Annotated in this window: 15 protein-coding genes; 7 read left to right on the top strand and 8 right to left on the bottom strand. The window is 44.6% G+C overall.

Translation table 11 applies throughout. From position 1 onward, the window contains the following. Position 1: 1 nt before the first annotated feature. Together AC4CV5_RS19050 and AC4CV5_RS19045 are read right to left on the bottom strand one after the other, a co-directional pair. Positions 2–1,363, bottom strand: coding sequence for a YcdB/YcdC domain-containing protein (locus AC4CV5_RS19050; RefSeq protein WP_490923615.1), 1,362 nt, complete (start codon positions 1,361–1,363; stop codon positions 2–4). A 185-nt stretch (positions 1,364–1,548) separates the two neighbouring features. Further along, positions 1,549–2,964 (bottom strand): YcdB/YcdC domain-containing protein, encoded by a 1,416-nt coding sequence (locus AC4CV5_RS19045; protein WP_222143483.1) that lies wholly within the window; start codon positions 2,962–2,964, stop codon positions 1,549–1,551. A gap of 173 nt (positions 2,965–3,137) precedes the next feature. Here AC4CV5_RS19045 and AC4CV5_RS19040 point away from each other — a divergent pair, with 173 nt between their 5' ends. Both AC4CV5_RS19040 and AC4CV5_RS19035 read left to right on the top strand, forming a co-directional pair. Next, positions 3,138–3,245, top strand: a complete 108-nt coding sequence (locus tag AC4CV5_RS19040; protein WP_119913350.1) for a hypothetical protein — start codon at positions 3,138–3,140, stop codon at positions 3,243–3,245. A 46-nt stretch (positions 3,246–3,291) separates the two neighbouring features. Then, positions 3,292–4,356, top strand: coding sequence for a DUF4352 domain-containing protein (locus AC4CV5_RS19035; protein WP_490923612.1), 1,065 nt, complete (start codon positions 3,292–3,294; stop codon positions 4,354–4,356). A 39-nt stretch (positions 4,357–4,395) separates the two neighbouring features. Here AC4CV5_RS19035 and AC4CV5_RS19030 read toward each other — a convergent pair whose 3' ends face one another. From AC4CV5_RS19030 to natA, 3 genes are all read right to left on the bottom strand, one after another. Next, a complete protein-coding gene (locus tag AC4CV5_RS19030; RefSeq protein ID WP_490923610.1) occupies positions 4,396–5,328 on the bottom strand; it encodes an aldo/keto reductase in 933 nt (310 codons plus the stop codon). Positions 5,329–5,463: 135 nt separating this feature from the next. After that, entirely contained in the window at positions 5,464–6,624 is a 1,161-nt protein-coding gene (natB, locus tag AC4CV5_RS19025; RefSeq protein WP_063336008.1) for a sodium ABC transporter permease NatB, read from the bottom strand. Next, positions 6,625–7,365, bottom strand: coding sequence for a sodium ABC transporter ATP-binding protein NatA (gene natA, locus AC4CV5_RS19020; RefSeq protein WP_490923608.1), 741 nt, complete (start codon positions 7,363–7,365; stop codon positions 6,625–6,627). 143 nt (positions 7,366–7,508) lie between these two features. Between natA and natR the strand changes: the two genes are divergently transcribed. Continuing rightward, positions 7,509–8,210, top strand: coding sequence for a two-component system response regulator NatR (gene natR, locus AC4CV5_RS19015; protein WP_373923986.1), 702 nt, complete (start codon positions 7,509–7,511; stop codon positions 8,208–8,210). 12 nt (positions 8,211–8,222) lie between these two features. Further along, positions 8,223–9,179, top strand: a complete 957-nt coding sequence (natK, locus tag AC4CV5_RS19010; RefSeq protein WP_490923607.1) for a two-component system sensor histidine kinase NatK — start codon at positions 8,223–8,225, stop codon at positions 9,177–9,179. Between the two features lie 38 nt (positions 9,180–9,217). Here the strand turns inward: natK and AC4CV5_RS19005 are convergent, their stop codons facing one another. Continuing rightward, positions 9,218–10,294: a helix-turn-helix domain-containing protein gene (locus AC4CV5_RS19005; RefSeq protein WP_166854386.1), complete on the bottom strand. Its 1,077-nt coding sequence runs from the start codon at positions 10,292–10,294 to the stop codon at positions 9,218–9,220. Between the two features lie 234 nt (positions 10,295–10,528). Between AC4CV5_RS19005 and AC4CV5_RS19000 the strand changes: the two genes are divergently transcribed. Next, positions 10,529–10,912 carry an RDD family protein gene (locus tag AC4CV5_RS19000; RefSeq protein ID WP_166854743.1) on the top strand — a complete coding sequence of 128 codons (384 nt, stop codon included), beginning with the start codon at positions 10,529–10,531 and terminating at the stop codon, positions 10,910–10,912. 37 nt (positions 10,913–10,949) lie between these two features. Here the strand turns inward: AC4CV5_RS19000 and estA are convergent, their stop codons facing one another. Continuing rightward, positions 10,950–11,588 (bottom strand): lipase EstA, encoded by a 639-nt coding sequence (gene estA, locus AC4CV5_RS18995; protein WP_166854387.1) that lies wholly within the window; start codon positions 11,586–11,588, stop codon positions 10,950–10,952. A gap of 368 nt (positions 11,589–11,956) precedes the next feature. On the opposite strand from estA, the gene lmrA reads away from it, so the two are divergent. Next, complete coding sequence (gene lmrA / locus AC4CV5_RS18990) at positions 11,957–12,523, top strand: transcriptional regulator LmrA (RefSeq protein ID WP_373923982.1); 567 nt, start codon at positions 11,957–11,959, stop codon at positions 12,521–12,523. A gap of 48 nt (positions 12,524–12,571) precedes the next feature. Further along, positions 12,572–14,005 (top strand): lincomycin efflux MFS transporter Lmr(B), encoded by a 1,434-nt coding sequence (gene lmr(B), locus AC4CV5_RS18985; protein WP_166854389.1) that lies wholly within the window; start codon positions 12,572–12,574, stop codon positions 14,003–14,005. A gap of 48 nt (positions 14,006–14,053) precedes the next feature. Here the strand turns inward: lmr(B) and AC4CV5_RS18980 are convergent, their stop codons facing one another. After that, positions 14,054–15,157 (bottom strand): aminotransferase class V-fold PLP-dependent enzyme, encoded by a 1,104-nt coding sequence (locus AC4CV5_RS18980; RefSeq protein WP_490923604.1) that lies wholly within the window; start codon positions 15,155–15,157, stop codon positions 14,054–14,056. Positions 15,158–15,174: the final 17 nt, after the last annotated feature.

The following is a 15,174-nucleotide window of genomic DNA, read 5'->3' as shown; positions in this document are numbered from 1 at the left end:
CTCACAGCCTTTTCTTTTTCCTTATGTGCGCATCAATATAGGAAGGATAAACCGGCTTATATACGAGTTTGTAATGCTGATCGCTGCCTGGTGTAAAATCAGGCTGCCACTCCAGCTTCACATCAAATGCGGCCAAAAACGTTTCTTTCGCTTCTTCAGCAGAAACATCCGGCCTGTGATTTATTGTTTCCAATTGTTCTGGATCAATATCCGGTGCCATAAAAGCGTCAACCATTCCCGTATCCGGATTGACAATGATGCGAGCAGCGCCAAACCGCAGCGGCACTCCTTTATACCAGACAGAAAAATGATTGCGGACCCTCCCTCTTTCATCAATTCGGACGGGATTCGCTCTGAAAAATTCAGCTGCTCTCGGATAGAGGGCATACAAAAATTGAAGCGCTGTCCTTTGGCATTCTTCCGTTGAGCATTGGCGGTTGTTCTGCTGGTCCATAAAAGAAAGCGCTGCTTTTAATTTTCCGGTTTTTTTATCCGTCTTCATTTTGATTGTGTTTTTATTTCTCGTTTCAAAATAACTCCCAATGCTTAAATCCTTACGCTCCGGCGCAGTGCCTTTTCGCCACGTGCTTCCTATTTCTTCTCCAAAGTCTCTTTCACTGACTTTCTGCATATCAGGGGTAAAACCCAGCAAGGCAAATATATCGACTTCTTCCTTGTTCTGAAGCGGCGGCAGGGGCGCTCCGTTTTCTATTCTTTCGTCTGCGATATGCTGGTCAGGCACGATTTCGTCTACATCCGCTGGGTAGCTGTATCCCGGCAGAATCGGTTCATACACAAGCCTGGGTGTTTGTTCGCCGTCAATGACATCGTACATCAGCTGCAAAGTCATTGTATTTAAGTAATGGGACATAACCTTCTCTTTTGCTACAAATTCCTTTGGAACTTCGGCTTTATGCTCTTCTCCGTAATATAAAAAATGGACAATCTGTCCGCTGCGTATCATATCAACTAAAAAGCCTGAATTGGGAATCGGAAGCCCCAGCTCCATTTTGGTATAGACAAACCGGATGTGCTGCCCCCGTTCTTCCTTGCCTTGAAAATGAAAATTCATAAATGTGCCTGGATGGTTGGCAGCAGCAAATTGAAGAGCAGTCAGCTTCAGCTCGGCATCTGGAAGTTTTTTGTCTGTCTCGGAGCAGACGGTTGTTGAAAAAGTGAGCAAAGCGCCGTCATGTCCAAGTTCAACTGTAATGTGTTTTTCCGGATCTTCAGGGTCCTTCCAGATAAAGTATGCCTGCCCCTTCTTCTTTTGCTTTTGGCCGTAATCTTCTATTTCAAGCTCATAATGCGGAGGTACATTCCCGATCTCTTGCGCCTTCTTTTTCAGCTGTTTATTAACCAATGAAGTCATCCTTTCAAAGAGTCTACGACAAAGAGAATCCTGTTTATTATATAAAAAGACCTTTCTTCATTTAAAGTGAAGAAAGGTCCTTTTCTATTATTGTCGTTGTTTTCTGATATTCTTTCTGTTACTTTCATCACATCTCACCTTATACATCTGCAGCAATTGCGTGACTTTTGGCTGTTTTACCATAAACTGAAAACCGGCTCTCCTGTATGGGCTTCGATAAAACGCGGATACACCGGCTTATAGACGAGCCTGTAGCTGTGTTCTTCATCATCGCGGTATTCTCTCTCCCAGCTTAGCTCAACGTTAAAATGCTGCCACAAGATAGACTTCGCTTGTTCTGCTGAAATAGCCGGAACCGGATGAATGGCTTCCAGCTCCTTTGGGTCAATATCCGGCGCCATATAAACGGTAATGTGCCCTGTCTGGCGGCTGACGCAAATTCTAATCTGACCAAACCGAAGCGGAACCCCGTGACAGTGTGCTTCGAATGTAAAACCAGCGACTGCGTTTTCTTCTTCATCCGGTTCATCGTACCTGATCTTAAAATATTGATCGGCATTCGGAAATAAAGCAAACAAGAAACGAAGCGCAATTTTTTCGCACTCTGCCTCAGTTACTGTTAACGGCCCTTTTTTCTCCATAAATGACATAACGCCTTCGAGTTTTCCGGTTTCTTTGTTATGGATGGTTTTCAACGCTTGATGGACCCGCCCTTTGAACCAGCTGTCCATGCTCTTATCAGCCGGCTGATACACGGGATCATCCGGATTCCGCCAAACGGTCCCAATTCTCCCGTCTCCCAAGTCCGCTTCCCGCTCTTTGACAAACCCTTTTTCGAGTCCAATCATACTGCCAAGATCAGCCTTTTCGTGAATGCCTTCGAATAAAGGGAGAGGAAAGCTTTCCGGCTCCCTGTCATCGTCATCAACAAATTCTTTTTCTTCTTGGACCAAATCTGCAGGTACAGTAATGGCCCTACATTCAGGCTCATACACCAAATGCGGCTGACCGTCCCCGTTTTTGTAAACAGAACGATTGAGAACTTCAAACAATAGGTTGAACTCCACATCCTTCTTGATAAAGGCAAGTGCCTCCTCATCATTCGCGATCCGCTTTGGTTTGATGATGCTGCCCGCTTTCCCGTAATAGCGGAAGTAAATGATCTCGCCTGATAAGGTGATATCCGCCATAAATCCGCTCATGGGAAGAGGAAGACCGTCCTCTATTTGAACATATGAAAATCTCACTTTATCGCCGGAGGTACAGTCATTTTCATCACGGACAAAGGCAGAGAGCGCTCCGGGATAATGAGTCTCGACAAATTGGCGCATGCTATTCTCTAATTGCTCTTCAGACAGCCTTTTTTTGCTCTCAGGCTCAATATCACGGGAAAGGGACGTAAGCTGCCCGTCCGGATCAAGTTCCACGATAATGCCGATGTGTTCATCCTGAGGATCTATCCAACAAAAATAGGTTCTTTTCTCATTATCGCCATAATCTTCAATTTCCAGTTTTAAGTGTTCCGGAACCCGGCCGATTTCCAGTGCTTTTTGTTTTCGTTCCTCTTTCTTCACCAAGACAACCCCTTTCATCGTTCTTATGTCCTCTTCACCTAATCAAAAAGTAATAGTCTAAAATACACAAATTTCTGAGTTTACCAGTTTTTCCAGAACATTTTTCACCAAAAATAGGATGATGAACCTATTCAATATGAAAGCTAATAATCTTAAAATTAATTCCGTTGTAACTTTTTATAGGTCCATTCATGACAAAGAAGGGCGGAGTTTCCAGAAAATCCGGTGAAAACCGTGAGAAAAGAACTGATTTTTTTGGTTATATGATGCTAATCCATTCAAAAAGATCCATTTCTTAAAGACAAAAGACTCCCCTTTCCTAAACCATTTGAGGAGGAAAAATGAATGTTTCAGAAAAAAACGTACGCTGTTTTCCTTATTCTTCTGCTGATGATGTTTACAGCTGCTTGTTCAGGAAGCAAAACAAACGCGGAGAAGAAAAATTCAGAAACAGAAAAAAGCTCAGATATAGCTCAAGTCAAAATCAAGGATGTCTCTTATACACTACCGTCCAAATATGATAAGTCCACTTCAGATGACCAGCTTGTGTTAAAAGTCAATGTCGCTGTGAAAAACACAGGAAAAGAACCACTGAATGTAGACAGTATGGATTTCACTTTGTATCAAGAGGATGCTAAGATGTCTGACACAGATCCTGAAGACTATAACGAAAAGCTGCGCAGCAGCACGATTAACGCTGACAAATCAGTTGAAGGAAGCCTCTTCTTTGTTGTAGATAAAGGCGAGAAATACGAGCTTAACTATACGCCGGAATCTTACGGTGATAAAAAGCCAAAATCAGTTACTTTCAAAATTGACGGAAAAGACAAAAAAATCCTTGCGACAGCAGATAAGCTCCAAGATTCTGCAAAAGCGTTATCAGCTTATGTTGATGTCCTTCTTTTCGGCAAAGATAACGCCGATTTCGAAAAAATCACCGGTGCTAACAAAAATGAAATTGTAAATGATTTTAATGAATCAGCCAAAGACGGTTATCTCTCAGCTTCCGGCCTTTCCAGCACATATGCGGACAGCAAAGCGCTTGATAATATCGTGAACGGCATTAAAGAGGGATTAAGCAAAAACTCTTCCATTCAGGCAAAAACGACTTCAATCTCTAAAGACGAAGCAATTGTTGAAGCCACAGTTAAACCTGTAGATGCATCTTCTCTTTCAGACCGTATCGAAGACAAAGTGAAAGACTACTACAGCAAAAATGCCGGCGCAAGCTATGAAGATGCTGTGAAATACGCGCTTCAAGTATATCCTGAGGAATTCAAAAAGCTCGGACCTGCTTCTTCTGAAAAAACAGTTGAAGTGAAAATGAAGAAAAATGACATCGACCAATGGCAGCTTGATATGGACGACTACAGAGCAGCAGAATTAGTTGAAGCATTCATCAAAGAATAAAACACCAAAAGGAAATAGCCTCCAAGGCTATTTCCTTTTTTATGTGAAGATCCCGCTGATAAAGTTTACCTCATCTTCAGTCAGTTCAATGTTCAAGGTTTTCAGGTTATCTTTTAATTGCTCAGGACGCTTAGCGCCTGGAATGATAGCGTCTATCGCCGGTCTCGTTAACAGCCACGCTAAGGCGACATGTGCCGTCTCCGCTTGTTTTTCCTCCGCTACCGCTTTCAGCTTATCTACTTTTTTGAGATTGTGAATAAACGCTTCTCCCTGAAATTGCGGCTTATCCTTTCTGAAGTCCTCGAAGACCGTGTCTTTCGTGAATTTTCCTGTCAGCAGTCCGGATGCGAGCGGAAAATAAGGAATAAAGGAAATGCCGTGTGTTTCACAGTACGGAAGCAGCTCCTTCTCGGCATCACGCTGAATCAGAGAGTATTCTGCCTGGAAGACCTCCAAATAGCCGTCTGCATTAAAATCCTGCAATTGCTGATAGTCGAGGTTAGAAGCACCGATTGCTTTGATTTTCCCCTCATCCTTCAGCTCCTTCAGCGTGCCTGCCACTTCAGCGAGAGGCGTTTTTCCATCCGGGAAATGAACATAATACAAATCAATGTAATCTGTTTTCAGCCTCTTCAGGCTCTTCTCGACCTCGCTGCGAAGAAACTCCCGGCTATTGTCTAATTCAATGCTGCCGTCCACTTCTTTATGAGCTCCTTTGGTGGCGATGATGAGCTCATTCCGCACGCTGCGTTCCTGTAAGACTTCGCCGATTAATTCTTCAGATCGCCCCAATCCATATATAAAGGCGGTATCGATAAAATTGACGCCGCCATCCAATGCCGTGCGCACTAAATCCTTCCCTGTTTCATCATTTAGATTTGGAAATAGATTATGCCCGCCGACCGCATTCGCGCCGAATCCGATCCGCTTCACCTTCAGCTTCGTTTTGCCGAGTGTACGTGTTTGATCCATTGTTCCTTCTCCTTTGAAACCAATTTTGATGAAAAATAGTGCAGGGTCACTTTTTGTATTAGATATCCTTTTTCTATTTTCCTTCTTTTTTCAGGATATACAAAAAGGAGAAAGTGTATTTCTCCTTTTGCAAGTTTATTTTGGAAGAACCCATTTGTCTTTCAGGAAGCAGGCTCTGGCTAGTAAAAAGAAGATGGCGATGAGCACGGCGATGGTTCCTGACGTAGACAAAATGGCAGCCGGGTCAACCATCCCGAATAAAAGCTGTTTAAATAACGCATGCAGGTTCAGAAACGGGATGAGAAAGTATGATAAATCAAATTGGTTCGGTGCCTTGCTGAAGATGAAAAACATCGGGAACACAGGCAGAAAGACGACGAGAGACATATAACTTTGCGCTTCTTTTACCGAGCTGGACATGATGCTGATGAAAAGCTCCATCGCAGAGATCAGCAATGCAGAGAGCACAATGATTAGCGCTGAAGCGCCGATTACACTCCACATATGATCTCCCAGCTGGAAGGCCGTTTTTAAATTCTCGGTAAATAACACGGTGGACAAAATCAAAAACACCAAAGCCAATACACCTGAAGCCACGCCAAAAGTGGAAACCGCAAGCCACTTGCCGACCAGCATTTTGTTTCTGCTGACTGGCGTTAATAGCAGCGCCTCGATTGACTTCCGATCCTTTTCACCGGCCATGATATCAAGAGCGATCGGCATTGCGCCGGAAACAATGGAAGTCAGAATCAGCATGGGCAGAATGGCGGAAAGCATAATAGCGGAAGTCCCTTTCTCCTCATCCGCTTCCTTTTGCTGAATCGTAAACGGCTGGATCACCGATTGATCAATATGCTTATTTGTTAAACGTTGCTGCACAATTTCATTTTTGTACTGATCTAAGGCAGACTGCACAAGCTGCATGGCATTTGAAGACCCTTGATCGATTGAATTGCCGTAAACATCAACCTTAAAAGGTGTCATGCTGTTGACATATGAGTCGAACTCTTTCGGGACGTTCAGATAGGCATCTGCTTTTCCTTCATCAACTGCCTCTTCAGGCTTTGCAAATGTTTTTACGCTGATTTCGTCAATCTCATTAAGCTTGCTTTCCAGTGCGGGCGGAAGCGAATGGCCGACAGCCAGCGTGTACTGCTCCCCTTTGTCGGACAGCATGCTTTCATAAAAGAAGACAAGTCCAAGCATCATAATCATCGGCACTAAGATTGTGAGTAAAATCGTTTTTCTGTCGCGCAAAGCGTCGATCATTTCTTTTTTATAAATATGGCTCAGCATTTAAGAAATCCCCCTGACAAGCTTAGACATAAAGATATAATTCAAATCCTCACTGCGCTCGCTCTCGTATAGGGATTCAAGCGCCCCCCGGTAAATCACCTCTCCGCTGTGAATCATGATGACACTGTCACAGAGCGCCTGCACTTCCTCCATAATGTGGCTGGAGAATAGAATGGTTTTTTGTTCTTTTTTCAGCTGCTGAATAAATTCGCGGAAGATGTTGCTGGATGTAATATCAAGCCCTGTTGTCGGCTCATCAAATAAAATGATGTCCGGATCGTGAATCAGCGCTCTGGCGATGGCGACTTTCTGCCTCATGCCTTTCGAGAACCCGCCTACTCTGCGGTTCATATAATCACGCATGCCGAATCGTTTTGATAAATCTTCTATTCTTGCTTTGATCTCATGGCGGTTCAGCCCGTACAGTTTGCCGAAATATTGCAGATTTTCTTTAGCGGTCATCCTGTCGTAAAGTCCGGTTTCTCCTCCGAATAAGACGCCGATTCTTTTTTTGACCTCGGCCGGCTGCTTGACCGTATCAAAGCCGGCTACTGTGACTGCACCCTCTGACGGTTCAAGCAAGGCAGCAATCATTCTCAGCATCGTGGTTTTGCCGGCACCGTTTTCTCCGAGAATGCCGACGACTTCTCCTTTTTGAATTGTTAAGCTTACATCTCGCACCGCTTTGACTACCTTTTTCTTATCATGAAACCTGCGGCTGCAATCGGTCAGTGTAATCATGTCACAATCTCCCTTTTCGTTATTTCTAGTAATGACTATATACGAAATGCTGGATTTGTTGGATAAAGTTGTCGCGAAGAGTTCTTTTTATGTCGCGAAATGGGATAGAATAAAGATGATTCTATGTAACTAGGGGAATGATAATGGTAAAAATCGGACTTGTCGATGATTATCGAGTAGATTTAGAGAAGCTGGAAGCGATCGTGTCCAGAATGCAGGATGTCGAAATTGTCTTTTCCACCGATTCAGCGGAGGAAGCCTACAGCCGGGTGAAGAACGGTGACATTGATCTGCTGCTTGCCGATATCGAGATGCCTCATATGTCTGGTTATGAGCTTGCTGATTTGATCAGATCCCATTCGCTTGATGTGGATGTGATTTTCGTCACCGGCAACGGCGGATATGCCGTTCATGCCTTTGACCTGAACGTTCATGATTATATTATGAAGCCGTACCATGCCGACCGGCTGAACGCTTCCTTCGACCGTTATTTGAAAAAGAAAACGGAAACGAATTTGAATGGGCGGATATTGATTAAGCAAAAATCTGAAATGCACGTGCTGCAAAAGAAGGATATCATTTTCGCAGAACGGACGGGACGTTCGACGACGATTGTGACAACTGCCGAAGAGGTGCAGACGTATCAAACATTAAATGATATTAAAGGCGACCTGCCGGAGAAGGATTTTCTCCGTTCGCACCGTTCCTTTATTATCAACATTCATTACATAAAGCACTTTTCCGCTTATACCAAGCATTCATTTACAGTTTCCTTTGAGGGAACGTCTAAAAAAGCGATGATCACCAAGCAGCAGCTTGATTATTTTCAAAACTACTATTTTTGAGGAGTTTAGTACGTGATTACCCTTTTTCAATGTCTTTGTCTGTTTTTATTTAGTTTTATATTTTATCAGGGGGCTGCTGCTCTTTCGCACAGTACAGCCGTCTCTTTTCTCGCCGCTGCTTTAGGCACGGCGGCAGCAGGGTTGTACCTATGGAAAACGAAGCAGATGTGGGACCGCTGTTCCCTCCAGCTTTGTACATGGATTGGCGTGATTCAAGTGATGTCAGCGGCGGCGGTGCTGGTTGGCTCTGACATACTGCTAGCATTGTTTGCGATCGTGATATATGCAGCGTGTGAAGGGCTCCGTATCGGACAGTCTGCTTTGCAGGCAAGGCTTTCTGATCAAATTGATAAGCTGACTCAGGCTGAACAGCACGCTAATCGAATGCTGATGGATGTCAGAAGCCGGAATCACGATACAATGAAGCATCTGACAGCGATCCGTTCAGCGCAGTCCAAGGCAGATACACAAGCATATATTCAAAACTGGGCGGATGAATACAGTCAATATGACCGTTTTTTGAAGGGAGAGAATGCGTACGTTGCAGGAGTGCTTTATGATTTTCTTGAAAAAGCACATGCTTCAGGTGTGAAGGTTTCGCTGCATATGCATACACCGCTTTCTTCACTTCCGTTTTCACCCGCTGATCAGGTCAGCTTGGTCGGCAACATATTAGAAAATGCGCTCGACAGCGCGGAGGAAGCCCGAGAAAAAGCGGAGATTAAGCTGGAAACTTCGCTGCGCAACGGGCTTTATGTGCTGATTTGTGAAAACAGCACGCCCGGCATGGATCCAAAAGTGCTCGATACACTGTATCAATCGTTTGGCCGTTCAACGAAAGGCGGCGCTCATGAAGGCATGGGCACGTTTATCATTCAAAAACTGGTGAAGAGCGCTTTTGGCAGGCTGGATTTTACCTACCGCCACCCCGTCTTCCGGTTAGAAATCAAAATTCCGTTTCAAAAATAAAAAACCTTGAAAAGCCAGGCTTTTCAAGGTTTTTTTCATTATGAGGATAATGTTTGTGCAAAACGATCCGCTTCGTCTTGCAACGTGCTTTCAATTTCTTTGTAACGGCTGGAAATTGTTGAGGCGCTGACGCCGTATTTTTTCGCCAGTTTGGCTTGAGAAACGGACGCGCCGTTAAGAGAAATCGCATTCACATAATATTCAACTGCCGCAGCAAAAGCTTCCGGTTTTCTGATAACAGGTGATTTTTTCTCACAGAATGTTTTCCAAATGTCAATGACAGCCGGAATCAATTCAGTCGGATACTCATCTCCGCTCATGCCTTCTTCAATAGCCGCAGCTGTTTCTTTCTCCATGTCATTTGCCCACTCAACACTGCTTTCTTCAGCTGCCTCTGCTTGCGGCTCTTCATCTTTCTCCGCTAACAGCGCGAACAGAACGTTGTTGAATTCTTGCTTCATGAAGTCTTCCGGCGTTTTGCCGTTCTTCACAGCGGCATCCGCATATTTCTTCACTTTGCTGATCAGCGCTTCCGTTCTCTTCACCGGGAAGATCGTGAACTGCATGAAGAATTCTGCTTTTTCTGCTTCGTGGATTGGATATCCGAGAATCAGGCTCCCCACTGGCGGGAGGTCTTGATTGTTGGCGTCCATTTCCACTTCGAATTGTTTTGTCGTAATAACATCCTCAAAGTGAATGACACCTTCTTTTATGTCCTGCAACAGCAATAAAGCAGGCGTCATGCTCTTCCATGATTCAACGATCTCACGCGTTTTCGGACGAGTGATTGAATCGCCTTTTTTCTGAAGGTACTCTTCGAAGATTGTCTTTTCACCAGCAAGCTGATGGAAGAAGATTCCCCAGATTCCTAAGTTAAATACGCTAATGTCTTTCGTCTGTCTGTCCATAGCAGAAAGGAAATCATGCTGGTTGATAAAGCCTGAAATACTTTCTCTATGTACTGTGAAGGCATACTCCACTAAGTCTTCCTGAATTTGTTTTGCTTCTTTTGCCGCTAGTTCTGTCGGGAAATCGACAACTTTACTTCCGCAGCATTTTTTATATTTCTTGCCGCTGCCACATGGGCAAGGGGCATTTCGTTTCACTTTTCCCACAATAAACCCTCCGAATTCTTTTGTAACTTTTCTATTTTAACAAAAATAACTTCTGAGGGCTTGGTTTCGGGATAAAAAAGAATTTGGTAATATGATAAGCTGGCTGATTATGCCAATTTACCTATGACATTTACACCAACTTTTGTGATTTAAGACTTATAACCTATTCCCACTTTAGGCCCTTCTTTTTTACAATCATTAGGTATTTATCTAAAATTTTAAGGAGTGTTTATGTTGGAACTAGCTGGTTTTATGTTGCGCGCCTGCGCCCTACTACTTGATGTGGTCATTGCCGCAGCAGTGATTTTGGCAGCCGGATTTACGTTTGGTGACGGGTCCGCCGGCGTCATTGTTGTCGCCATAATAATGCTGCTTGTGTATCCTTTGCTGATGCCGCTGACAAACTGGAAGGGTACACTGGGCAAAAAAATCATTGGGCTGCAAATCGTGAGAGACGAAACATACGAAAGAATATCCCTTCCACAGGCCATTGTCCGTTACATGATAGCGTGGGTGCATGTGTTCTCTCGCCTGATCTATTTGACAGCCGCATTTACGAAGAAAAAACAAACCGTTCATGATATGGCTGCGAAAACAATTGTGCTAAAAGCAGAATAACCTTGAAGAATAGAATTCTTCAAGGTTATGCATCTCGTTAGTTCGTATTTTGGCCTCCGCCGTTCAGTCCTTCTTTAATCAGGCTGTTGACTTGGCTGTTCATCAATAAACCGATGTGGCCAACACCATGAATTTGAACGTTTTTAGCACCGTCTAATTTTGATAAATAATTCATGACAATCATATCGGCACTGCTGTAAACGGATGTGTATAAAATCTTTTGGTTTGGATCTGTTCCTGGAAGCGCCTTGTTTGTCACCAAACGATTCGCGCCGCCAAGCGTTACGACGTTTTCAATTTTATTTCCGCCGTCCAAATTTTTTATGTAGTAAAGTGTGTTCGCGCCACCCATGCTATGAGCAACAATATCCACTTTTTTCGCACCTGTTTCATCTAAAACCTTTTGCACAAATCGTGATAATACCGGGCCATTATTATAATTCGTGCCTGTCTTGTCCCAAAAATCAACTGCATACAGCTTGTCCCGCGACCAGCCCTGAGATACGAGATAGCTCTTAATACCTGCAAAATTGTATGATGCTCCTCCAATACCGTGTACCATAACAACCGGATTGTGTTCAGCAGCTTTTGCTGACGGCTGCATCGCAAACAGCGATGTGACTGACAGCACCAAAATTGTTACAAGTGCAATGAACTTACTTTTTACAAATTTCATAATATCCTCCTTTTTTTGTAACAAATTCTTCAATTATATTACGTTACCAAATTAATTAAGTAAAGGGTAATTTTTACTTATTTTTAAAGAGATTTTAAGGTTCGGAGGGGATTTTTGGTCCTAAAATTGCAAAAAAAGAAGGCTTATTTGCCTTCTTTTCTTTAATACTCATTGAAATAGGCCTGGATTTTTTGAGGATCGTCTGTTTTGGTGAGCACGAGCATCTGTCTACTTACGGCTTTTTTCGTTGTAATATACTTCTTTTTTGTCTTTTCATGCAATGAATTTTTCTTGACAATTGATGAGTGAATCAAGATAATAGACCAGTCACTATATTTTTGATTGCAATTCAGTAAGGTGGGAATGTTATGAGTTATGGAGATTCCCGTGAGAAAATTCTTTCAGCTGCGACCAGGCTGTTTCAGCTGCAAGGGTATTACGGAACGGGGCTGAACCAGATTATTAAGGAAAGCGGCGCGCCTAAAGGCTCTCTTTACTACCACTTTCCCGGCGGCAAAGAACAGCTGGCGATCGAAGCGGTGAATGAGATGAAGGAATATATCCGCCAGAAAATTACGGACTGCATGAAAGCTTACACCGATCCAGCGGAAGGCATTCAAGCCTTTTTGAAGGAGCTTTCCTGTCAATTTTCATGCACGGAAGACATTGAAGGCTTGCCTGTCGGCTTGCTTGCGGCTGAGACGTCATTGGAAAGCGAACCGTTGCGGGAAGCCTGCCATGAAGCCTACAAAGAGTGGGCCTCTGTGTATGAGGAAAAGCTTCGGCAAACAGGCTGCAGCGAAAGCCATGCTAAGGAAGTCAGCACTGTGATTAACGCCATGATTGAAGGCGGTATTCTTTTATCTTTGACGGCAAAAAACAGCACACCGCTCCTTCATATCTCCAGCTGCATTCCTGACCTGCTGAAGAGATAAAAATAAGACATACTTATACTACGTTCGAATAGAGAGGGGAAATGTTTTTTGGAAACAGCAGCTAAAGCATCTCAGCAATACAAAGTGATGCCGATTATGATTTCCTTGCTGTTGGCCGGTTTTATCGGCATGTTCAGTGAAACAGCGCTGAATATCGCTTTAACCGATCTTATGAAGGAATTGAACATTACAGCGGCAACCGTTCAATGGTTGACGACGGGCTACCTGCTTGTACTCGGTATCCTCGTTCCTGTATCAGGACTGCTATTACAATGGTTCACAACAAGACAGCTTTTTACCGTTTCACTTATCTTTTCAATTATAGGAACCTTGATTGCGGCGCTTGCGCCAAGCTTCCCGTTTTTATTAGCGGCAAGGGTTGTTCAGGCACTCGGAACCGGTCTTTTACTGCCGCTGATGTTTAACACAATCTTGGTAATTTTCCCGCCTCATAAACGGGGCGCGGCGATGGGAACGATCGGGCTTGTCATTATGTTCGCGCCCGCTATCGGCCCGACTTTCTCCGGATTGGTTCTGGAGCATCTCAACTGGCACTGGATTTTCTGGATCTCTCTTCCGTTCCTTGTGCTGGCGCTTGTTTTCGGTATCGCATACATGCAAAATGTATCAGACATTACAAAGCCGAAAATCGATGTATTGTCTATCATCCTGTCGACGATTGGCTTCGGCGGCATTGTGTTCGGATTCAGCAACGCGGGTGAAGGCTCCGGCGGATGGTCCAGTCCGACTGTGATCGTCTCACTGATTGTCGGGGTTGTCGGTCTTATCCTATTTTCAATCCGCCAGCTGACGATGAAGCAGCCGATGATGAACCTGCGTGCGTTCAAATATCCGATGTTTATTTTGGGTGTTATTATGGTATTCATTTGCATGATGGTCATCCTGTCATCTATGCTGCTTCTGCCGATGTATCTGCAAGGCGGCTTAGTCCTGACGGCATTTGCTTCTGGCCTTATTCTCTTGCCGGGCGGCATTTTAAACGGCTTTATGTCCCCTGTTACAGGCCGTCTGTTCGACAAATACGGACCAAAATGGCTTGTCATTCCGGGATTTGTGATTGTTACTGTTGTCCTTTGGCTCTTCTCAAACATCACGACCACTTCAACGGCTGTGCTGATTATCATCCTGCACACCTGCTTAATGATCGGGATATCTATGATTATGATGCCGGCGCAGACAAACGGTTTAAACCAGCTGCCGCGAGAGTTTTATCCTGACGGCACCGCTATTATGAACACGCTGCAGCAAATGGCGGGCGCTATCGGAACAGCGGTTGCGGTCAGCATTATGGCTGCAGGCCAGCATGATTATATGAGCACAGTCAAAAACCCTGCCGATCCGGCAGTCATCCCGCAGGCTTTGACTGCGGGCGTGCAGCACGCGTTTGTGTTTGCGATGATTGTTGCTGTTATCGGTTTAATTGGCGCTTTCTTCTTGAAGCGAGTTAAGGTAGATCATTAATATGAAAAGCCCCTGACCTTGTGTTCAGGGGCTTTTGTATGTTTACATTCAGAGCGTTTTCGACGCGATTTCATCAATCGCATGACGCAATTCATCCTTCGTGTTATAAAAGTGAGGAGCGAGACGAATGACAGTGTCCCGCGGCGCGCAAATCACTTTTCTCTTCTTCAGCAGCGCCGCCGTTTCCGATGCCCGCTCATCCCGGATCGCAACCATGCCCGGTTGCTCTCCCACTGATGCCGCCAGCTGCAAGCCTTTTTCAGCAGCATATTGACATGCATCGGCACAGATCGTTTTCACATGATCCCGGATATGAGAAACCCCGATATGATTCAGCAATGATAAGGCCGCTGCCGCTGCGTATACACTGATAAAAGCAGGGGTGCCTGTTTGAAAACGCCGCGTGCCTTTCGCATAAGCTGCATCAAATCCGCTCTCCCGCCCGAACCAAGCTGATGCTTTCGGTTTCAGTGCATCCGCGACCTCCTTTCTCACATAAAGAAATGCCATTCCCGGTATGCCAAGCAAATACTTCCGGGTGCCAGCCGCCAGCATATCTACACCCCACGCCTTCACATCAATGGGAATGTGCCCCGCTGACTGATAGGCATCCACAAATAAAAAAGAACCCTTTCTCTTAGCAATTTCAGCGATTGCTTTTACATCCTGAACAAAGCCGTCACGATAATGAACGTGCGGAACACACGTCAGCACTGTTTCATCTGTAATATGCGTTTCATACTGTTCGAGCGGCAGCCCGCCGTCTATCGATGGAATGACGGATACGGTATAATCCGATTGTGCCTGCCAAACATGAGACACCGCCGGAAAATCCATCTCTGTATACACAATATGCTTCTTTCCAAAAACAGATAAAGATGATGCTACGGAAATGAGCGCATCAGAAACTGACGGCACAATTGCAATTTCATCCGGTTCAGCCCCTATCATCTTTGCAAACTCGTTTCTCGCACTTTCTGTTTTTTCGATCGCTTCATTCCAGTTCGTCCCCATATGCAGCAGGCTGTCATGATAGTCTTTAATCGCCTTTGATACAGGCTCTGCCAACGCGCTCTGAGAACAGCTGGCAAGCATCGTATGTGTCTGTACGGTTGGGAACAGCTGGCGATACTGCTGCGGCAAATGCTCCATTGTGATTCACTCCTTTT

The organism is Bacillus sp. NS1 (genome assembly GCF_058248265.1).
The sequence above is the reverse complement of the archived record's forward strand: the minus strand, read 5'-3'. Positions and strand labels throughout refer to the sequence as shown.